At 46.8% G+C, this 19,861-nt stretch carries 19 protein-coding genes and 1 CRISPR repeat array (1 of these 20 cut by a window edge); of the genes, 10 read left to right on the plus strand and 9 right to left on the minus strand.

What is annotated here, in order from left to right; all coding sequences use genetic code 11:
* Positions 1 to 1,276: a CRISPR direct-repeat array (repeat unit 30 nt; unit sequence CTTGTAATTGGACTATTATAGAATGGAAAG) (it extends 4,889 nt beyond the left edge of the window).
* A 397-nt stretch (positions 1,277 to 1,673) separates the two neighbouring features.
* The 4 genes from UNH61_RS23410 to UNH61_RS23425 all read left to right on the plus strand — a co-directional run bounded on the left by UNH61_RS23410 (position 1,674) and on the right by UNH61_RS23425 (position 5,103).
* Positions 1,674 to 2,975: a DUF2130 domain-containing protein gene (locus tag UNH61_RS23410; protein WP_326994438.1), complete on the plus strand. Its 1,302-nt coding sequence runs from the start codon at positions 1,674 to 1,676 to the stop codon at positions 2,973 to 2,975.
* 8 nt (positions 2,976 to 2,983) lie between these two features.
* Positions 2,984 to 3,598 carry an HAD family phosphatase gene (locus UNH61_RS23415; RefSeq protein ID WP_326994439.1) on the plus strand — a complete coding sequence of 205 codons (615 nt, stop codon included), beginning with the start codon at positions 2,984 to 2,986 and terminating at the stop codon, positions 3,596 to 3,598.
* A 204-nt stretch (positions 3,599 to 3,802) separates the two neighbouring features.
* Positions 3,803 to 4,441: a DUF4136 domain-containing protein gene (locus tag UNH61_RS23420; RefSeq protein ID WP_326994440.1), complete on the plus strand. Its 639-nt coding sequence runs from the start codon at positions 3,803 to 3,805 to the stop codon at positions 4,439 to 4,441.
* Between the two features lie 41 nt (positions 4,442 to 4,482).
* On the plus strand, positions 4,483 to 5,103 hold the full coding sequence (locus tag UNH61_RS23425) for an outer membrane beta-barrel protein (RefSeq protein WP_326994441.1): 621 nt from the start codon (positions 4,483 to 4,485) through the stop codon (positions 5,101 to 5,103).
* 76 nt (positions 5,104 to 5,179) lie between these two features.
* Here UNH61_RS23425 and UNH61_RS23430 read toward each other — a convergent pair whose 3' ends face one another.
* A complete protein-coding gene (locus UNH61_RS23430) occupies positions 5,180 to 6,196 on the minus strand; it encodes an FAD:protein FMN transferase (protein WP_326994442.1) in 1,017 nt (338 codons plus the stop codon).
* A gap of 27 nt (positions 6,197 to 6,223) precedes the next feature.
* Positions 6,224 to 7,402, minus strand: coding sequence for an acyl-CoA dehydrogenase family protein (locus UNH61_RS23435; RefSeq protein WP_326994443.1), 1,179 nt, complete (start codon positions 7,400 to 7,402; stop codon positions 6,224 to 6,226).
* Between the two features lie 162 nt (positions 7,403 to 7,564).
* On the opposite strand from UNH61_RS23435, the gene UNH61_RS23440 reads away from it, so the two are divergent.
* Positions 7,565 to 8,020 carry a YciI family protein gene (locus tag UNH61_RS23440; protein WP_326994444.1) on the plus strand — a complete coding sequence of 152 codons (456 nt, stop codon included), beginning with the start codon at positions 7,565 to 7,567 and terminating at the stop codon, positions 8,018 to 8,020.
* Between the two features lie 108 nt (positions 8,021 to 8,128).
* Here the strand turns inward: UNH61_RS23440 and pyrF are convergent, their stop codons facing one another.
* On the minus strand, positions 8,129 to 8,950 hold the full coding sequence (pyrF, locus tag UNH61_RS23445; protein WP_326994445.1) for an orotidine-5'-phosphate decarboxylase: 822 nt from the start codon (positions 8,948 to 8,950) through the stop codon (positions 8,129 to 8,131).
* Between the two features lie 185 nt (positions 8,951 to 9,135).
* A complete protein-coding gene (locus tag UNH61_RS23450; RefSeq protein WP_326994446.1) occupies positions 9,136 to 10,233 on the minus strand; it encodes an Mrp/NBP35 family ATP-binding protein in 1,098 nt (365 codons plus the stop codon).
* Between the two features lie 189 nt (positions 10,234 to 10,422).
* Here UNH61_RS23450 and UNH61_RS23455 point away from each other — a divergent pair, with 189 nt between their 5' ends.
* Entirely contained in the window at positions 10,423 to 11,025 is a 603-nt protein-coding gene (locus UNH61_RS23455; protein ID WP_326994447.1) for a carboxypeptidase-like regulatory domain-containing protein, read from the plus strand.
* A gap of 59 nt (positions 11,026 to 11,084) precedes the next feature.
* Positions 11,085 to 11,969, plus strand: a complete 885-nt coding sequence (locus UNH61_RS23460; protein ID WP_326994448.1) for a 3-hydroxybutyryl-CoA dehydrogenase — start codon at positions 11,085 to 11,087, stop codon at positions 11,967 to 11,969.
* Positions 11,970 to 12,106: 137 nt separating this feature from the next.
* Here the strand turns inward: UNH61_RS23460 and UNH61_RS23465 are convergent, their stop codons facing one another.
* Both UNH61_RS23465 and ribD read right to left on the minus strand, forming a co-directional pair.
* The gene (locus UNH61_RS23465) at positions 12,107 to 12,709 is read right to left on the minus strand and encodes a YigZ family protein (RefSeq protein WP_326994449.1); all 603 of its coding nucleotides are present in this window, start codon (positions 12,707 to 12,709) and stop codon (positions 12,107 to 12,109) included.
* 18 nt (positions 12,710 to 12,727) lie between these two features.
* Positions 12,728 to 13,771, minus strand: coding sequence for a bifunctional diaminohydroxyphosphoribosylaminopyrimidine deaminase/5-amino-6-(5-phosphoribosylamino)uracil reductase RibD (gene ribD, locus UNH61_RS23470; RefSeq protein WP_326994450.1), 1,044 nt, complete (start codon positions 13,769 to 13,771; stop codon positions 12,728 to 12,730).
* Between the two features lie 106 nt (positions 13,772 to 13,877).
* Between ribD and prmC the strand changes: the two genes are divergently transcribed.
* The gene (prmC, locus tag UNH61_RS23475; protein WP_326994451.1) at positions 13,878 to 14,741 is read left to right on the plus strand and encodes a peptide chain release factor N(5)-glutamine methyltransferase; all 864 of its coding nucleotides are present in this window, start codon (positions 13,878 to 13,880) and stop codon (positions 14,739 to 14,741) included.
* On the opposite strand, the gene UNH61_RS23480 is transcribed toward prmC, so the two are convergent.
* The 3 genes from UNH61_RS23480 to pepT all read right to left on the minus strand — a co-directional run bounded on the left by UNH61_RS23480 (position 14,725) and on the right by pepT (position 17,171).
* On the minus strand, positions 14,725 to 15,120 hold the full coding sequence (locus UNH61_RS23480) for a biopolymer transporter ExbD (protein ID WP_326994452.1): 396 nt from the start codon (positions 15,118 to 15,120) through the stop codon (positions 14,725 to 14,727). The two genes, prmC and UNH61_RS23480, sit on opposite strands and share 17 nt — an antisense overlap.
* A gap of 11 nt (positions 15,121 to 15,131) precedes the next feature.
* Positions 15,132 to 15,848 carry a MotA/TolQ/ExbB proton channel family protein gene (locus UNH61_RS23485; RefSeq protein ID WP_326994453.1) on the minus strand — a complete coding sequence of 239 codons (717 nt, stop codon included), beginning with the start codon at positions 15,846 to 15,848 and terminating at the stop codon, positions 15,132 to 15,134.
* A 75-nt stretch (positions 15,849 to 15,923) separates the two neighbouring features.
* Positions 15,924 to 17,171 (minus strand): peptidase T, encoded by a 1,248-nt coding sequence (gene pepT / locus UNH61_RS23490; RefSeq protein ID WP_326994454.1) that lies wholly within the window; start codon positions 17,169 to 17,171, stop codon positions 15,924 to 15,926.
* Between the two features lie 195 nt (positions 17,172 to 17,366).
* On the opposite strand from pepT, the gene metE reads away from it, so the two are divergent.
* Both metE and UNH61_RS23500 read left to right on the plus strand, forming a co-directional pair.
* On the plus strand, positions 17,367 to 19,700 hold the full coding sequence (metE, locus tag UNH61_RS23495; protein ID WP_326994455.1) for a 5-methyltetrahydropteroyltriglutamate--homocysteine S-methyltransferase: 2,334 nt from the start codon (positions 17,367 to 17,369) through the stop codon (positions 19,698 to 19,700).
* Positions 19,651 to 19,857 carry a cysteine-rich CWC family protein gene (locus tag UNH61_RS23500; RefSeq protein WP_326994456.1) on the plus strand — a complete coding sequence of 69 codons (207 nt, stop codon included), beginning with the start codon at positions 19,651 to 19,653 and terminating at the stop codon, positions 19,855 to 19,857. The genes metE and UNH61_RS23500 overlap by 50 nt, the downstream gene beginning before the upstream one ends.
* Positions 19,858 to 19,861 lie beyond the last annotated feature (4 nt).

The following is a 19,861-nucleotide window of genomic DNA, read 5'->3' on the forward strand; positions in this document are numbered from 1 at the left end:
TTGGACTATTATAGAATGGAAAGCAATATAATGACGTAGTAAGATTTCAGGCTTATTATCTTGTAATTGGACTATTATAGAATGGAAAGCATAGTAGGACGGTAGTAGATAGTGATGGTCTCGGCTTGTAATTGGACTATTATAGAATGGAAAGTCAGCACGGAGGGCAAAAGCCAACATCCACGGAATGCTTGTAATTGGACTATTATAGAATGGAAAGCATGCTGAACAAAAGGTGATATGAAGCATATGAATCCCTTGTAATTGGACTATTATAGAATGGAAAGACAATAATTGTCTCTGCGTTTCCCGGATCTCTTGAACTTGTAATTGGACTATTATAGAATGGAAAGAACATCCAGATGTAAGAATAAATAAGACGATATCTTCTTGTAATTGGGCTATTATAGAATGGAAAGAATCCAATGCCGCAATCAGTGACGGACAGATGTACCTTGTAATTGGACTATTATAGAATGGAAAGCTGGATAGCAGTCTATCATACCCGGTTCTTTATCGGCTTGTAATTGGACTATTATAGAATGGAAAGTTACCTCTACATGCTTACTTATCATCATATGCCGACTTGTAATTGGACTATTATAGAATGGAAAGCGCATAAAAGCAGTTCTGTGTATTCCTGGCAATCCTGCTTGTAATTGGACTATTATAGAATGGAAAGGGTAGATAAAACTATAGCTCTCTGTTCCTTTGGCCTTCTTGTAATTGGACTATTATAGAATGGAAAGGTATCTGCTCTGTGCCTGAAACTACATGTACTGTCCTTGTAATTGGACTATTATAGAATGGAAAGTCTGAGGTTACGCCAACATCGGTAATCCCGAAGGACTTGTAATTGGACTATTATAGAATGGAAAGTCTTCGCCGGCTTTCCGGTAACGCCCTGAAAACTGCTTGTAATTGGACTATTATAGAATGGAAACCTAGAATGGTAAGAGGAAACTGTTTACGTTTAGTAACTTGTAATTGGACTATTATAGAATGGAAACGAAGATGTTGAAATGTTGATAGCTAACCCATTTGTACTTGTAATTGGACTATCATAGAATGGAAATTTTATCCCCTCACAGGTGAAGCTGCATTTCCCAATTGCCTGTAATTGGACTACCATAGAATGGAAATACTAGAAAAATCGCGACATGATTAACATTCACTGCTGCTTGTAATTGGACTACCATAGAATGGAAAATTTTGCAGCATTGGCTGAGCCAATGACCGCAGCTCACTCGCAATTGGACTATCATGGAATGGAAATCCGATATAGATAGTTGGCAGCTCGTCGAAGATCAGGCCTCGTAATTGAACCACAATGGAATATTTCTGTAATCTGCAACCCACTCTTAGCAATTTAATTACCCACCCACATTTAGGTAAATTATATCAACTATTTTATTTATAGCATTTTACATTTATTAAAAATATCCAAATAACGCCCTAATTCACCTCAAAAAAATTGTCTCACTCCCCGCTACAACCTTTTATTCCAGCTTCCACTCTTAACAACAACCTAACACATCCCTAACATCCCCCAACAACAATCCCTCATCTTGCAATCAACTACCATCCTCCTCTATTGTTTGTCCCCCAACAATGCCCCCTTTTATTCCACCCTCAATCCCGTACCTTTACGTAATTTTTTACATCAATATACTATGGGAACATCAATCACCTGCCCAAGTTGCAGGCACCAATTTGTCATGGAAGACGCCTTCGCCGCAAACATCGAGAAAGAAATGCGCGGCAAGATGGAAGACGAATGGAAACGCCGCCTGAAATCACTCCAGGATGAAAAAGATACGCTCCTCTCCGAAAAAAGTAAAATGGCCCAGGAACGCCGCCAGATAGAGTCATTGAAACAACAACAAGAGGACGAAATAAAACGGCGCGTTGACGAGCAGAAAAAACAACTGCACGATAACCTCGAACTGGAACTGCGTAAATCCATCACCGCGGATATGGATAATCAGCTCGCTGTGCTCAGGGAAACCAACCAGGAACAGGAAGAAAAACTGAAAGAGGCCCGCCGGCTGGAACTCGAATATCTTCGCAAAGAACAGGACCTGAAAAGCAGAGAAGAAGAACTGGAAATTGACCTGCAGAAAAAACTGCTCGAAGCCCGCTCAGAACTGGCCGACAAAATCCGTAAAGAAGAAGCAGAACGCAATCAGCTAAGAGAAACGGAGCATCACATGCGGCTGAAAGAACTGGAAAAACAACTGGAAGATCAACGCAGGCTCGCGGAAGAAATGAAACGCCGAGCCGAACAGGGTTCCACCCAGCTGCAGGGAGAAGTACAGGAACTGGTACTGGAAGAAATGCTGCGCGTTCACTTCCCCTTCGATGAAGTAACACCCGTAGGCAAAGGCATCCGCGGCGCCGATTGCGTGCAGCTGATCCGTAATCAATACGGGCAGGAATGCGGCCGGATTATTTACGAAAGCAAGCGTACCAAGGAATTCATCAAAGACTGGGTGGAAAAGCTGAAAGCCGATATGCGCAGCCAGGGCGTTGATGTGGCTATCCTGGTGACGCAAACCATGCCGAAAGACATGGAACGCTTCGGTGAAAAAGAAGGCATATGGATCTGCACCTTCACTGAAGTAAAAGCACTGGCATATGTGCTGCGCGATGGTATCATCAAAGTTGCTACCAAACTGCGCTCTCAGGAAAACAAAGGCGATAAGATGCATATGCTCTATGAATACCTCACCGGCGGCGAATTTGCAGAGCAATGGAAAGCCATCCGCGAAGGCTTCATGGCCATGCGCTTATCCATTCAACGCGAACGCGACGCCATGGAAAAACTCTGGAAAGCCCGCGAAAAACAACTGGAAAAGGTACTGCTGAACGCTGCACATATCAAAGGCTCCATCGAAGGCATCGCCGGTAACGACTCCGTAGACCTTCACCTGTTGGAAGATGCTGCAGACGAACTGCTCGATTCATCACTATAAACGATAGCATGCAACAACCTGAAAACATTATTTTCGACCTGGGCGCTGTACTGATAGACTGGAACCCAAGACATCTCTACCGCAAAATATTTTCTTCCGAAACAGCGATGGAAAATTTTCTCGACACCATATGTACATCCGATTGGAATGAAGTACAGGACGAAGGCAGAACGCTGGCCGAAGGTACCAGTATCCTTGTAGAACGCTTCCCGGAACAGGAAGCCAATATCCGCGCCTACTACGGCAGATGGACGGAAATGCTCGCCGGCGAAATTGAAGGCACTAAAGATATTCTGAAGCACCTGAAAGATAGCGGGCAATACAAACTGTATGCACTCACCAACTGGTCCGACGAAACATTTCCACTCGCCTGGGAAATATATCCGTCCCTCCATTGGTTCGATGGCATCGTCGTATCAGGCCGCGAGAAAATGCGCAAACCTTCTCCTGCTTTCTTTCAATTGCTATTAGACCGTTATAACATCAATGCATCTACATCGTTGTTCATCGACGACAACTTCCGTAATATAAAAGCGGCCCGTGAGTTTGGTATCGACAGCATACATTTTGAACATCCGGAGCAGTTAAAAACAGAATTAGAAAAGAGAGATATAAAAATTTAGGTTATTATATTAACCGCTATGTTTGTTAACCTTTCTTCTACTTTAGGATTTCATTAACACCCGAAACCTAAACCTTCTGTAACAATCAGTTGTCTAATCCGTTCAATGAACAGGAATACGGAATAAACATGTTTGTAAGGACACCAATCTGAAAGGTGCTCACCGTTAACCTTAATATCTATTTGTTAATTAATACGCTAGGATATGAAAAGAATTTTGATTTTACTGAGTGCCGCTGCTGCAGTGGTAGCGATGGTTTCATTCAGCAGCTGTAAGAAAGATCCCTTGAAAGACATGACTGATGAGGAATCACGGATTTACATTACCAACCACGATAAAACTGCTGATTTTACTTCTTATTCTACTTTTAGTATAGTTGATTCGGTGGTAGTATTAACGCGTACAGACAGTGCTAAAAAAGCGCTGACTGATTACGACCAGAAGCTCATTGCATCTGTTACGGCTGCTATGCAGCAACGTGGTTACACGCTGGTACCCAGGGCTGCAAAGCCTGATCTGGCGGTTAACCTGACCCGTATCGACAATTCCTACACCAACATTTCCTGGAACCCCGGATGGTGGGGCGGCTGGGGCTACTGGGATCCAGGTTACTGGGGATTCCCCGGTGGTGGCTGGTACTGGCCTGATTACTACACTATTTACCGTGTAAATGAAAAACAGGTGGCCGTCGATGTTTTCGATTTAAGAAATCCTAAAAACGGAAAATTCACCGCTGTGTGGAATGCACTTTGGCGCGGCTCTGGCGTATGGAATATCAACAATGTTGATACTATGGTACAGGCCTCTTTTGCACAGTCTCCTTACCTGAGCAAAACCAGGTAAGCAGGAATAATGTGATTTAGAACTTTTAAACTGACAGGAAGATGAAAAAGATATTAAACTGGATATTGATTTTTGCAGGATGTTTTACTGCTCAGGCAGTATCCGCACAGGTTCGTCCACCTTTATCTGTGGATATCAATTACTCCATTGCCCAACCCCTCGGTTCCCTGAAAGACTATGCTGATAAAACCAGCTTCCGTGGCTGGAGTGCAGGCCTGCAATATCAACTGAACAATCAACTGGCTGTTGGCTTACGCTCCGGATTCCAGGATTTTTACCAACGTGTGCCGCGTGCTGTGTATCCGGATAAACAAGGTGATGTATCTGCTGTACAAACACGTACGCTGCAGGTTATTCCAATTCAGGCAACAGTGAGCTATGCCTTTACCAAACCGGAATCGCCGGTTATTCCTTACGCAACTGTAGGTGTGGGTGTAGCCAATATGAATTATGAAAAATACTGGGGCGAATTTGTGGAAAAAGACAACAGCTGGCGCTTTATGGTCAGCCCCGAATTTGGTATCAACGTACCTTTCGGAAAAGCTTCCCCGGTTATGTTCAATGCCAATGTGCGCTACAATTATGCGCCGTATAATATGAACGAAATCACCAGCTTCAACAGCGTCCAGGGAAACATTGGTTTGAAATTTCACCTGAACTAAGCTTATTATCCATATTCAAGGAAGAACAAGTGATGGCAGGAGTCCCGTTCGCATACCGGCGGACGGGACATTTTTTTTAGAACTCCATGTATTGTTTAAATCCTTTACTAAAAGCCTCCTTAATAGTACCGTCTTTATCCTTATATATGAAGATGGCCTCCAGGTCATATTCTCTATGCTTTTCAATAAATGCAAGGCCCTTGCCGACCCCCATCAGTATAAGCGGATTATCAAACGCATCCGCTGTAAAACAATCTTTCGCGATCACCGTTACACTGATGATATTGTTATGCAATGCAATCCCTGTAAGCGGATTGATCGTATGCGCAAAACGTGTTTTTCCCTGATCAAAAAAACGGCGGTAGTTACCACTGGTAGCAATACCTTTATCCATCAGGCGTACAATACCCTGTACCGGTTCGTAAGTGGTATCGCCCGGTGAAGGCCGCTCTATACCCACGCTCCAGGTTTTGTGCTGGTGATTATGCCCGCTCGCACACAGCTCCCCGCCTACATCCACGAGGTAGTTATGAATGCCCTTTGATGCCAGAAAACGCCCCAGTACATCTACTGTATATCCCTGGGCAATGCCATTGCAATCGATCTGTACCCCTTTTTTTGTTGTATACAGGCGATTCCCTTTCACACGCAGATAACGGGAACCTATATACGTCATCGTAGCTGCAATACTGTCTTTCGGAGGAATTCCCCTGAAGGTAGGCTTCGAAACCCCAAAGCCCCAGAGATATACCAGCGGCTTTACGGTGATATCAAATAATCCGCTGGTGGCTTTGTTAGTGAACAAGGCTTTCTCCACCACCGCCTTCATATGTTCATCCATCTCTACATCACCGGTTTCATTGAACCGGTTGATCAGTGAACCGGGCTTATACAGGGAAAGCGACTGATCGATTACTGCAAATACGGAGTCAATACCTTGCTGCAAAGAAGTTGTGTCGGCCGACAGGTATTTCACGATATAGTAGGTGCCTTGCGCCTTGCCCTCGCAGGCCATCAGTTTCATAGCAGGCACCTGTTGCGCCACGGCAGCTGCGCTCCATAACAATGCAGTCGCCAGAAATAATTTCTTCATTCAAAAATCAATATAAAAAACTAACAGCTATCTGAATCCATCTAATCCTGTTACATCCATTCCTGTTATCAGCAAATGTACTTCATGCGTTCCTTCATAAGTCATCACACTTTCCAGGTTCATCATATGCCTCATCACCGGAAACTCGCCGGTGATACCCATTCCACCTAAAATGGTCCTTGCATTACGGGCAATATTCGCGGCTACTTCACAGGAGTTGCGCTTCGCCATGGATATCTGGGCAGGCGTTGCTTTACCTTCATTCTTCAGTACGCCAAGACGCCAGTTGAGCAACTGCGCTTTCGTGATCTCGGTGATCATTTCCGCCAGCTTTTTCTGTGTCAGCTGAAAACCTCCAATCGGCCTGCCGAACTGAATACGCTCTTTGGAATAGCGCAACGCAGTATCATAGCAGTCCATCGCAGCTCCTATCACTCCCCATGCAATCCCGTACCGGGCGGAAGAAAGACAGGTAAGCGGCCCTTTCAGCCCTTTTACACCAGGAAGTATATTTGCTTTGGGAACCTTTACATTATCAAATACCAGCTCACCGGTAGCACTCGCTCTCAGGCTCCATTTGCCCTTAGTTTCGGGCGTAGTGAACCCTTGCATACCTCTTTCCACTATCAGCCCTCTAATGGTACCTGACTCATCTTTTGCCCAAACAACGGCAATATCAGCAAAGGGTGCATTGGAGATCCACATCTTTGCTCCGTTCAGGATCACATGGTCTCCATCCTCCTTAAAGTTGGTGATCATTCCTCCCGGATCTGAGCCATGATCCGGCTCTGTAAGCCCGAAGCAGCCCATCAGCTCTCCGGTAGCCAGCTTTGGCAAATACTTCCGTTTCTGCTCCTCACTGCCGAATGTATAGATAGGGAACATCACCAATGAGCCCTGTACCGAGGCGGTAGAGCGGATGCCACTGTCGCCCCGTTCCAACTCCTGCATCATCAGCCCGTAAGCAATGTAATCCATTCCTCCACCTCCGTATTCCACCGGAATCGTAGGGCCGAAACACCCCAATTCTCCCAGCTTGTCAAGGATCTGCGTGGGAAACGTTGCCCGCTGGCAGTAGTCCTCTATAATAGGCGATACTTCCTTCTTTACCCATTGCCGCACGGCATTGCGTATAAGAAGATGTTCTTCTTTCAGCAATTCGTCTACAGCAAAATAATCAGGCGACTGAAACTGATCTTGTTGCATTTGCTTTTACAGGTTTAGTTCTAAATATAGTGAATTACGAACGAATGAAGAATTACGAATTACGATGAGCAGGCACTCAGGGTGAATTATACTAAAATTACGATGTTGCAGTTGTGTTTTAATTCGGCGTAAGTTTGTACCTTCCCGTCAAATTCGGACTTTATGGCAAGCAAAGTCATGCCTGCGCTTTTGCTGTTGGGATTTTTGGTTGTTATGATGCTCTCATTTCATCCTACACCATCACAATCAGTGTCGCCATATGTGGTGGTTCCTCAAACTCAATCAGCTCAGTCAACACAATCAGATACTAATCAGTCACTAAAACGTTACTGGATGGTTTTTCTCAAAAAAGGACCATTACGTAATCAGGATTCTATTACTGCTGCCAGGATACAACATGCTCATCTGGCTGGCATCAATCACCTGGTGGCTGCCGGCAAACTGGTAGTTGCAGGACCATTCGAAAATGACAACGATTTTCTGGGAATTTTTATCATGGACTGCCCGGACAGCCTCGAAGCAGCAGGCCTCGTAAGTAAAGATCCCGCCGTAGCAGCAGGAAGGTTGATCTTTGAGATCAGACCCTGGTGGACGAAGAAGAACTGCATCTTTAAATAATTAAGAATTACGAATTAAGAATTAAGAATTAGAGCGAAGACCTTAGCGATTAATAATATAACATCATTAATCGCTAAGGTCTTCGCTCTAATTCTTAATTCTTAATTCTTAATTCGTAATTTTCTCACTGAGCAGATATCCAGCCATTTCCAACTGATACTTCTGCGCCACTTTTCTCGCATCTGCAGCAAAGTCTTCGCCATTACCTGCGTAAATAACAGCGCGACTGGCATTCACCAACAGGCCGCAATCCTTATTCATAGCCTGTGTGGAAATCTCTTCCAGGCTGCCTCCCTGCGCACCAACACCAGGTACAAGGAAGAAATGATCCGGCACCAGCTTACGGATATTGGCCAGCTGTTCGGATTGAGTGGCGCCTACCACAAACATCAGGTTATCTGGTGTACCCCACTCCATACCGGCTTTCAGCACTTTCTCGTATAAGTACTCATCACCGATTTGTTGCAGCTGAAAATCCTGGCTGCCTTCATTGGAAGTAAGTCCGAGCATGATGGCCCATTTCTCAGAAAACTGCAAAAAAGGCTCCACACTGTCCTTACCCATGTAAGGCGCCACGGTTACAGCATCAAAATGATAAGTTTCAAAAAATGTTTTTGCGTACTGTGTAGAGGTGTTGCCTATATCCCCGCGCTTTGCATCTGCAATAGTAAAAATGCCGGAGGGAATATATTCTACTGTACGTTGTAAGCTTTCCCAGCCCCGAATACCCATGCATTCGTAAAAGGCCGTATTGATCTTATAAGCTACGCAAAGATCCTTTGTAGCGTCGATAATCGCCTTGTTAAAGGCAAACACCGGATCTGCATGAGAAAGCAGGTGCTTAGGGATCTTCTGCAGGTCTGTATCCAGCCCTATGCAGAGATACGACTGCTTTTCCCTGATCAGATTCACCAATTCCTGTCGATTCATAGTTGGTTAATTTGGGGCGCAAAGTTAAGTAAAACTTAAGCATAGATGCGCGGCTTTGAACATATTATGGTCAGTAAATTACGAATTAAGAATTACGAATTACGGATTAACGCGAAGATTTTAGCGAATAGTCATACAATCGCTAAAATCTTCGCGTTAATCCGTAATTCGTAATTCGTAATTCTCTAAACAATGATATCCACAATCTTCGTTGGCGCTATATTCGCATTGCGCATCGCGATACTTCTTGCAGCGGCTCCGGCTATATCCAGGAATGCCTTACGGGTAACTTTGTCGTCGCCAATCATGGCTGGCAATCCGCTATCGCCGCCTTCGCGTATACCCTGTACCAGCGGAATCTGTCCGAGGAAAGGTATTTCCATCTCTTCTGCAAGCCGACGGCCACCATCTTTACCAAAAATGTAATATTTATTTTCCGGAAGCTCAGCAGGTGTGAAATAAGCCATATTTTCCACCAAACCCAGAATCGGTACATTGATCTGCTGTCCCTGGAACATGGCAATTCCTTTCCGGGCATCAGCCAGCGCCACATCCTGTGGCGTAGTCACAATTACTGCCCCTGTTACCGGCACAGTCTGCACTAATGTCAGGTGAATATCACCGGTTCCCGGAGGCATATCGATGATCAGGTAATCCAACTCATCCCAGTACACATCCGTGATAAACTGGCGTAATGCACTGCTCGCCATCGGTCCGCGCCAAACTACTGCCTGCCGCTCATCAATCAGCAATCCGATCGACATCACCTTAATACCGAACTTTTCAATAGGCTGTATCATGCCCTTTCCATCTACATTTACCATCAACGGGCGCTCTCCCCTGATACCGAACATAATGGGAGCCGACGGGCCGTAAATATCAGCATCCATCAGACCAACCCGGGCACCATCCCGGCCCAATGCCAGCGCCAGATTAGCTGCTATGGTCGATTTTCCTACCCCTCCCTTACCGGAGGCTACCACGATGATATTCTTTACTTTCGACAGTATTCCCTGCGCTCCTGCTCTTTTGGTATTCACATTGGCGGTCATGATTACTTCCACCTCTGCCTCTTTGCTCACTATCATGTGAATGGCATTCACACAGGCATTCCGGATCAGGTCCTTCAGCGGACAAGCCGGTGTGGTAAGTATTACGGTAAATTTTACTTTGTTGCCGTCGATCTCTATATCTTTTACCATGTTCAACGTCACCAGATCCTTCCCCAGATCCGGCTCTTCTACGTTGCTCAGGGCCTTTAAAACCTGCTCTTTCGTGATCATAAATTGTTGTTAATTTTGAATCCAGGGAACAAAGTTAACCCAATTGGGATTTAATTTACAATTTCTCTGGGCAGGATATGAACTGCATTGGAACACGTAATTTATTTTTTATATCTTAGGACCGGCATGCATCAGAAAAGATCCTACATACTGTCACTTTTAATCGCTTTCCTTTTATCACCTTTCCTTTTGAAAGCTCAGATCTCAGAGTTCAGGGACAGTGTAATACAAATTTCAGGTATCACCATGACGGCCGACAGCCTGAGAGCCGTGCCGGGCGTAAGTATCATCGTAAAAGGTCAGGGCCGCGGTACTATTTCCAACAGGTCAGGTATATTCTCCATCGTTGTATTCAAAGGCGATACCCTTTCATTTACTGCCATCGGCTTTAAACATAAAAATTATCGCGTACCACCGAATATCAAGGGAAATACTTTTTCCATGGTGCAGCTGATGGTGGAAGATACCACCTACCTGCCGGTGACGATCATTAAACCATACCTGACAAGAGAACAATTCGAACGCGCCTTCGCGGCTATGGACATCCCGGATGATGCCTTTGAGGTAGCGCGGAAAAATACCAACAATGCGCATCTCCGTGCCCTTGCCAGGGTTACACCTATCGACGGCAGGGAAGGCGTGAACATGTACCTGAACAAACAGGCGCAGAACCTGTACTATGCCGGACAACCGCCTCCACAGAATATCTTCAACCCGCTCGCATGGGCCCAGTTTATACAGGCCTGGAAGCGAGGCGACTTTAAACGCAAAGACGACTCTTACGGTGAGTAGTTCGTAAGCGGTTATTCTTTAAATTAGTGCCTTATTCATTTCAGACCAATCACTACACCATGCAAAAAATTGCGGTAATTGGTGCCGGTACCATGGGAAATGGTATAGCGCACGTATTTGCACAACACGGCTACGCCGTTACACTGATCGATGTATCAGCCCAGGCGCTGGAAAAAGCCCTGCAAACCATCAGCAAAAACCTGGAGCGGCAGGAAGCCAAAGGCACTATCACTGCAGCCGTAAAGGAACAAACGCTCCGCAACATTGCTACCCAAACTGATCTGGCTGCCGGTGTGAAAGATGTTTCGCTGGTAGTGGAAGCAGCTACGGAAAATGTGGCGCTTAAACTGAAAATATTCCAGGAGCTCGACCAGCATGCCCCTGCGGATGCCATACTGGCTACCAACACCTCTTCTATTTCCATCACCAAAATTGCTGCTGCCACCAAACGGCCGGATAAAGTGATTGGCATGCACTTTATGAATCCTGTACCAGTGATGAAGCTGGTAGAGATCATCAATGGATATGCTACCGATCAGGAAGTGACGGCACACATTGTAACGCTCTCCCAGGCACTGGAAAAAGTTCCCTGTGTAGTGAACGATTACCCGGGCTTTATCGCCAACAGGATACTGATGCCGATGATCAACGAAGCGATCTGTTCTCTGTTTGAAGGAGTGGCCGGCGTATCGGAAATCGATACGGTGATGAAACTGGGCATGGCACATCCCATGGGGCCCTTACAGCTGGCCGATTTCATCGGACTGGATGTTTGCTTATCGATTTTACAGGTACTGCACGACGGCTTCGGCAATCCGAAATATGCTCCCTGTCCGTTGCTGGTAAATATGGTTACTGCCGGCTATCTGGGCGTGAAAAGTGGCGAAGGTTTTTATAAGTATACGCCAGGCAGTAAAGAGTTGGTAGTAAGTAGCAGATTTTAATATTACTGGCCCGGAGCGTTGACGGCGCTCCGGGTTACTGAACTTTCAGGCAATTTCCTGTTAGTGTTTTTTTTCGGAAGATGACACCGCGGTTATATATCTCCCTAAACAACATACTACAAACAGGTTGTTGTTAATCAGGCCGGCTGTTTCTTTATCTCCAGCCCATATATATCCTTCAGCCGCAACAGGCAAAGCTCTTCGGCCGATTTCGGAATACCTATTTTCATTTCACAGAATAACTGCAATTCCTGCGATAATACCGTGCAATTATGTTGTTTTACCACTATCATCACGTCGTTCATGATGGTATAGTCGAAACTCAGATGATAGGTAGATTCTATATTCTTCTGTATAACCGGTATTAGCTGCAATACCATGGAAGCACTCACTTTGTAGGCATTGATCAGCCCCGGTACTCCCAGTAAACTGCCGCCAAAATACCTCACCACCACTATCAGTACATCCGTTAGCTGCTTACTGTCGATCTGCCCCAGGATAGGCTTTCCGGCCGTACCGGAAGGCTCTCCGTCGTCGTTTGCCCGGAACAGGTTACCGCCGGTACCCAGCCGGTATGCATAGCAATGATGCGTAGCTTTAGGATGCTCTTTCTTTACTTCTCCCAAACACTCTTTTACCTCTTCGGCAGTCTTCACCGGGAAAGCATAGGCCAGAAACTTGCTTCCTCTGTCTTTGAACTCTGCTACAGCTGTTTTATCAATTGTAAAGTATACCTCCATCAAAGTAATTTAATTGCGTTATGCCTGATAATAAAAATCTATACGATCGTCATTCACCGCTATCGTATCTTTCAGGGCAACGTTGTTAAGTAATGGTGCCGGTAATCCTTCGGGTAATGTACCCGCTCCGGTAATCACCCTCGCTTCATCCCACAGGCCTGTTTGTATCAGCTGCTGCAGTACATAACTACCTCCTTCTACCAGTACGCTCTGTATCTGACGCTCATACAGGTGCAGCATCAGCTGCGGAAACAGCGGCTCTCTGAAATCGAGCTGCATGGTTTCGGTTAGCCCGTGCGTATCCGTTGCCGCAGCAGTAATAAAGATAGTAGGCATGCTGCCATCCCAAACATGATGAGAGCGTGGCACTTTCAGTTCCCGGTCAATGATCAGTCGTACCGGATCTTTTCCGGTCCACAACCGGTTATTTAGTCGGGGATTATCTATCATAGCGGTACGGGTTCCTACCATAATACTCACTTCCTCGCTGCGCCATTTATGTACCAGCCGGTCGCTGTACCGGTTGGAAATCCGCACGGGTGCGCCATCTGCACCAGCCATAAACCCGTTGCGGGTCTGCGCCCATTTCAGTACAATATAAGGCCGTTTCTTCTCATGAAACGTAAAAAATCGCCGGTTGATGTACCGGCAGGCGGCTTCCAGCACGCCAGTGTGCACTTTTATACCTGCTTTTTCCAGCTTCGCGATGCCTTTGCCGGCTACGGCTGAAAATGTATCCACACAGCCGATCACTACCTCGGGTATTCCCCGGGAAACGATAAGATCCGCACAGGGAGGCGTTTTCCCGTGATGCGCGCAAGGCTCCAGGCTCACGTACATGGTAGCTCTGCTAATCAGCGGCTGGTCTGCTTCTGCAACGCTGTTCACACAATTCACTTCCGCATGCGCCTGGCCGTACTGCTGGTGGTAGCCCTCTCCTATGATACGCCCCTGATGTACCAGCACGGCGCCTACCATCGGGTTGGGCGCAACGCGGCCCGCCCCCATGGCCGCCAGCTCCAGGCAGCGCTGCATAAAAAATTCATTGGATGTACTATTCATAATCGCCGGCGAAGTAATATTTTTGCAAATGTATCGTTTTTAGCCAATGGGATATGCGCCTTCCCTGTGTTTGCTTTTTCCCTGTTATTCTTTAAACTGTGATTAATTGACTATACAAACTGCCTTTACCTATATTACAGGTACCATCAGCGAGCTGTATGATGAGCGGGAAGCCGCCGGCATAGCGCATATCGTCATGGAATACCTGACCGGCATGAACAAACTGGACCGGCTTGTACACAAAACCCGGCTGCTCAGCCCCGATCAGAATGAACGGCTGAAACTAGCCATAGAAGCGCTTCAACGTCATGAGCCGGTGCAGTATATCACCGGTACCAGCTGGTTTTACGGCATGGAGCTACTCGTCAATAAACAGGTGCTGATTCCACGTCCCGAAACCGAAGAGCTGGTGGAATGGATGGTACAGGACGCCCGGCACCGGCATCACCTGCACCTGCTGGATGTTGGCACTGGCAGTGGATGTATACCACTGGCCCTGAAAAAATCGCTCCCCGATGCTGCAGTTACCGGGGTGGATGTCAGCGAAGGAGCCCTGGAAGTAGCGCGCAGCAACAGTTCCCGGCAGCGGCTGGAGGTAGACTTCCTTCAAATAGACGCCTTAAACCCGCAACAGCTGGCCACCCTGCCTGAATTCGACATGATTGTCAGCAATCCGCCTTATATCCGGCAAAGCGAGCAAGCCGCCATGCAACAATCCGTATGGGGCTATGAGCCTTCCCTGGCGCTTTTTGTACCCGATAATGATCCGCTTCTTTTCTATCGCCATATATCCCATATGGCCCTTACCAAACTAAATCCCAACGGTGCCCTATACTTCGAAATCAACGAAGCACTGGGCAATGAAGTAATCGCCATGATGAAAGACACCGGTTTCAGCGACCTTACGCTGAAGCAGGATATGTTCGGGAAAGACAGGATGGTGAGAGGAAGAATTACTTATGCGCCGTAGCCAGTACCACCTTCGCTCCCATTTCCCTCGCTACTTCCATAACATTCACCACATCCTCTACGGGAACGGATTTTTCGGCGTTGATGACAATGGTAGGATCGATCTTTTCATTGGCAACAGATGGCGCCAATGCCTGTTTCAGGTGATCAAACGATACTTTGTTAGTACCAACAAAGAATTCGCGTTTATCATTGATACTGACTACCACCGTTTGTTTGGCTTTGGTGTTGCTCTTTGCCTTGGGCAACATCAGCTTGATTACATTCGGATTAGCCAATGTGGAAACAATAAGGAAGAACAACAGCAGAATGAACAGGATATCATTCAGTGCAGAGTTGTGCATTTCCACCTGTCTCTTATTTCGTCTGCTTAGATTCATGTCCTGCTGTTTTACTTGGTTGGTTCCTGCAATATGTCGATAAACTCTGCAGAAGCGCCTTCCATCTTATTTACCACCTTATCGATCTGCGCATTCAGATAGCTGTATCCGATAAATGCCACAATACCGATAATTAACCCGGATGCAGAGGTAATCATTTTCACATAGATACCACCGGCAATGGTGCCCAGTGTAATATCTGAGGTGATGGAGATGTTAAAAAACGTCTGAATCATACCTGCAATCGTACCCAGGAACCCGAACATAGGCGCTATACCTGCGATAATGGAAAGGATCACCAGGTTCTTTTCCATGCCATAGATCTCCAGCTTGCCTACATTCTCCATGGATTTCTCAATATTCTCAATCGGCTTTCCGATACGCTGGATCCCCTTTTCGATCATACGGGCAATAGGCCCGGCTGTATTCTTTGCAAGAGAGCGTGCTGCCTGCATATTACCACCAGTAATCTGATCACGGATCATGGGCATAAAGTTATCAGGCAGTTTGCCGGCTTTGCCAATAGTGATAGCTCTCTCCACAAATACATAAACAGCTACCAGTGAAAGGATACCCAATGGGATCATCAGCACACCGCCCTTCATGAGCATATCAATCAGGTGGATCTGCGGCGTGGCAGCCGTTCCGGCGGCTACGCCCTGAGCCACTGTATCTGCCTTAGGGCGCAATAAAGAATCCTGTAATAACGTAATTAAACCTAACAACATGAACTATATTTTAACGGGTGCGTAAGTAGATGACACTACTATAAACGGTTAAAGTAATAAAATATTTGAGAAATTTCATGCCTTTTCCTCCCAAACCTGTGCCAGATATACGATCGTTTGCACGGCTTTCTGCATATCCTGTATGCTCACGTATTCATGTTTGCTGTGAAGCGCCATTTCCCCGGTAAAAATATTCGGGCAGGGCAATCCCATAAAAGAAAGACGCGACCCGTCTGTACCACCCCGGATGCTCATCCGCAGCGGCTGCACACCGGCGCGACGAATAGCTTCTGCTGCGTTCGCCGTCACCTCCGGATGTTTCACCAGCACTTCTTTCATATTCCGGTATTGCTCCGTTACTTTAAGCGTGGCACGCGCGCCTGAATGACGGGCCAGTACTTTATCCATCAGCCGGCGCAGGTAACTTTCATGCGACTCCAGGTTAGCGGTCTCGAAATCACGGATGATAAAATCTATTTCTGTTTTTTCCACAGTGCCCTGTATGCGTATAGGATGGATGAAGCCGTCCTTGTCTTCCGTAGTTTCGGGCGACAATCCATCTTTCGGCAATGCATCCACTATTTCACTGGCAATCTTAACGGCACTCACCAGCTTATTCTTTGCGGCACCCGGATGCGCGCTGATACCATATACGGTGATCCTGGCCCCGTCTGCCGAAAAATTCTCATCTTCCAGAGATCCCAGCTCACCTCCATCCATGGTATAACCAAAGTCGGCGGCCAGCTTCTTCATATCCACTTTCTCCACACCACGGCCCACTTCTTCATCCGGTGTGAAAAGTATACGGATAGCGCCATGCTTTATTTCCGGATGAGCCATCAAATAATGCGCCGCATCCATAATCTCCGCTACTCCGGCCTTATCATCCGCACCCAGCAACGTAGTACCACTGGCGGTAATAATATCATCCCCTTTCTTGCTGGCCAGGTAGGGATGCTCCTTTGCTACAATCACCACGTTTTCATCATCCGGCAGGGCAATATCGCCTCCGTCGTACTGATGATGTATAATTGGTTTTACACCGGTGCCACTGCTGTCGGATGAAGTATCCACATGCGAACAAAAGCAGATCACCGGTACTTTCTTCTCGGTATTCGAAGGAATAGTAGCATATACATAACCATGCTCATCCAGTTCCGCATCAGTAATGCCAATTTCGTGCAATTCCTTCACCAGCAGGCGTGAGAGATCCTTTTGCTTTTCAGTGGTCGGAAACGAATTGCTCATTGGATCCGACTGCGTATCTATCTGTACGTAACGCATGAAGCGTTCCACAACTGTATATGAGTATTTTGTAAACATATTGCAAACGTAAGGAAAAACACCTATACAGTCCTTGCCGTAGATTATTCTGTTTTACCATCTCTCACAATACACAAAACAGTAATATTTTCTATTTATCTATAAAAAAATAAGACAAAATTCTAAAATAATATAAGTTCTTCGAACAAACATTTAATAATAATAGGTTTGCAAAGAACAAAATACATCCTACATATGCTTACCAATATTCCAGGTTACCCCAGGATAGGTAGCCAGCGAGAACTGAAAAAAGCGTGCGAAAACTACTGGGCCGGTAAAATTTCCCTGGAGCGGCTGGAACTAACGTCCAGGCAGCTACGAAAAGCAAACTGGCAACTGCTGCAGGAAGCCGGCATAGACCTGATCCCCTCCAACGATTTCTCCTGGTACGACCAGATTCTTGATATGAGCCTGACATTAGGCGTGATACCATCACGGTTCAAGGCCTTACAGCAAACCTTTGCCAATCCTACTTGTCCGGAGTTATACTTTGCAATGGCCCGGGGCTACCAGAAAAATAATTTCGATATCACCGCCCTGGAAATGACCAAATGGTTTGACACCAACTATCATTACCTGGTACCGGAATTCGAGGCGGAACAAACTTATAGTCTGCACCAGCCAAAATGTGTGGAAGAATTCAAAGAAGCGCTCAGCCTGGGTATCAATACCAAACCCGCACTCCCCGGCCCTGTCACTTTCCTTTTATGCGGAAAAATCAGGAGCGCCGGTATTACAAAGGCGCAATTGCTGAATAAGCTGCTACCTGTGTATATCGAGCTATTGCAGGCTTTACAACACGCAGGCGCCACCTGGGTGCAGCTGGACGAGCCATTCCTCGTCACCGATCTGGAACCTGCGGATCTGGCCTTGTACCAAACTACCTACACCGCTATCCGTAAAGCGCTGCCCGATCTGAAAATTCTGCTCACTACTTATTTCGGCGCGCTGGAAGATAATACCAGCCTGACTTTGCAACTACCGGTCGATGCGCTGCATATCGATTTGGTAAGAGTGCCGGAGCAACTGGATGATATACTCACTCAATTACCGGAAGATAAGATGCTATCGCTCGGCGTAGTAGATGGCCGCAATATCTGGAAGAATGACTATAGCGCTTCCCGGCAGCTGATCGAAAAAGCAGTACAACAAATTGGCGCGAACCGCCTGATGCTGGGCACTTCCTGCTCCCTGTTGCATGTACCTTACGACCTCAGTCTGGAAACCTCCCTTGCTCCGGAGATCAGGCAATGGATGGCATTTGCCAGGCAGAAGGTTTTCGAAGTACTGGACCTGCAACAGATTGCCAATGGCAACACCACTGCGCTTGCAGAAAACAGCCGTATTATGAACAGCCGTAAAACCGCTGCCAGCATACACAATCCGGCTGTAAAAGTACGGATGAACAACATCACCTCCGCCGACAGCCAGCGGCACAGCATTTTTCCGCATCGCCAAAAGCTGCAGCAGACGGTATTACAGCTGCCGTTATTTCCCACTACTACCATCGGTTCTTTCCCGCAAACAACAGCAATCCGTCAGCTGCGTGCGGATCTGAAGAAAGGGAACATCTCACCCGAAACCTATGACGCGGAAATCAGGGAAGCCATTACGGAAACTATTTACAAACAGGAAAACCTGGGGCTGGATGTGCTGGTGCATGGAGAGTTTGAGCGGAATGACATGGTGGAATATTTCGGAGAACAACTCGATGGATTCGTATTCACTGCTCACGGATGGGTACAGAGTTATGGTACGCGCTGTGTGAAACCACCCGTTATTTTTGGAGATGTGCAACGTCCCCGGCCGATGACAGTTGCCTGGAGCAGTTACGCACAATCGCTCACCCGCAAGCCGGTAAAAGGTATGCTCACAGGGCCTGTTACCATTCTGCAGTGGTCGTTTGTACGAAACGATCAACCCCGCATGGATACTGCGTTTCAGATTGCGCTGGCTATACGTGATGAGGTAAAGGATTTGGAAGATGCGGGCATCTCAGTAATCCAGGTCGATGAACCGGCACTGCGCGAAGGCCTTCCCCTTCGTAAGGCGCAGAGAGGTCCGTGGCTGGAGCAGGCGGTGAAAGCCTTCCGCCTGGCTGTATGCGCGGTGGATGATGCTACGCAGATCCACACGCATATGTGCTATGCGGAGTTCAATGATATCATCGAACATATTGCAGCCATGGATGCAGATGTGATCACTATTGAAACATCCCGCTCGCAGATGGAACTGCTGGAAGCCTTCGCAGATTTTCAATATCCGAACGAAACCGGTCCGGGTGTATACGACATCCACTCTCCCCGCGTGCCCACGGTAGCAGAAATGGAGGCCCTGCTTCACAAGGCGGCACAGCTGCTGCCGGTGCGTAACATATGGGTAAATCCTGATTGCGGGCTTAAAACACGCAACTGGGCAGAAACAGAGATGGCATTACGCAATATGGTGACGGCGGCCAAAAATCTTCGTAACTTTACGAATGGCCTCTCACGAAACAGTAACTTGTCCGCGTTGCCAGCGCAACTTTGAATGCCGCGTAGGTAGCATTCTTCGTTGCCAGTGCCAGGACGTGGTATTGACGGAAGAAGAACGTTACTTCATCCATCAGCAGTATAGTGGCTGCCTCTGCGCAGATTGTTTACGCGAAATGAAAGCAGCCTTTCAGCTGCCCGACGCTTCATCATAAAATA

The sequence above is a fragment of the Chitinophaga sp. 180180018-3 genome (genome assembly GCF_037893185.1).
GTDB lineage: Bacteria > Bacteroidota > Bacteroidia > Chitinophagales > Chitinophagaceae > Chitinophaga.

Excerpts from the sequence above, each read along its gene's own strand:
- UNH61_RS23410 (WP_326994438.1), top strand. The coding sequence starts at position 1,674 with ATGGGAACATCAATCACCTGCCCAAGTTGCAGGCACCAATTTGTCATG.
- UNH61_RS23415 (WP_326994439.1), top strand. The coding sequence starts at position 2,984 with ATGCAACAACCTGAAAACATTATTTTCGACCTGGGCGCTGTACTGATA.
- UNH61_RS23420 (WP_326994440.1), top strand. The coding sequence starts at position 3,803 with ATGAAAAGAATTTTGATTTTACTGAGTGCCGCTGCTGCAGTGGTAGCG.
- UNH61_RS23425 (WP_326994441.1), top strand. The coding sequence starts at position 4,483 with ATGAAAAAGATATTAAACTGGATATTGATTTTTGCAGGATGTTTTACT.
- UNH61_RS23430 (WP_326994442.1), bottom strand. The coding sequence starts at position 6,196 with ATGAAGAAATTATTTCTGGCGACTGCATTGTTATGGAGCGCAGCTGCC.
- UNH61_RS23435 (WP_326994443.1), bottom strand. The coding sequence starts at position 7,402 with ATGCAACAAGATCAGTTTCAGTCGCCTGATTATTTTGCTGTAGACGAA.
- UNH61_RS23440 (WP_326994444.1), top strand. The coding sequence starts at position 7,565 with ATGGCAAGCAAAGTCATGCCTGCGCTTTTGCTGTTGGGATTTTTGGTT.
- pyrF (WP_326994445.1), bottom strand. The coding sequence starts at position 8,950 with ATGAATCGACAGGAATTGGTGAATCTGATCAGGGAAAAGCAGTCGTAT.
- UNH61_RS23450 (WP_326994446.1), bottom strand. The coding sequence starts at position 10,233 with ATGATCACGAAAGAGCAGGTTTTAAAGGCCCTGAGCAACGTAGAAGAG.
- UNH61_RS23460 (WP_326994448.1), top strand. The coding sequence starts at position 11,085 with ATGCAAAAAATTGCGGTAATTGGTGCCGGTACCATGGGAAATGGTATA.
- UNH61_RS23465 (WP_326994449.1), bottom strand. The coding sequence starts at position 12,709 with ATGGAGGTATACTTTACAATTGATAAAACAGCTGTAGCAGAGTTCAAA.
- ribD (WP_326994450.1), bottom strand. The coding sequence starts at position 13,771 with ATGAATAGTACATCCAATGAATTTTTTATGCAGCGCTGCCTGGAGCTG.
- UNH61_RS23480 (WP_326994452.1), bottom strand. The coding sequence starts at position 15,120 with ATGAATCTAAGCAGACGAAATAAGAGACAGGTGGAAATGCACAACTCT.
- UNH61_RS23485 (WP_326994453.1), bottom strand. The coding sequence starts at position 15,848 with ATGTTGTTAGGTTTAATTACGTTATTACAGGATTCTTTATTGCGCCCT.
- pepT (WP_326994454.1), bottom strand. The coding sequence starts at position 17,171 with ATGTTTACAAAATACTCATATACAGTTGTGGAACGCTTCATGCGTTAC.
- metE (WP_326994455.1), top strand. The coding sequence starts at position 17,367 with ATGCTTACCAATATTCCAGGTTACCCCAGGATAGGTAGCCAGCGAGAA.
- UNH61_RS23500 (WP_326994456.1), top strand. The coding sequence starts at position 19,651 with ATGGCCTCTCACGAAACAGTAACTTGTCCGCGTTGCCAGCGCAACTTT.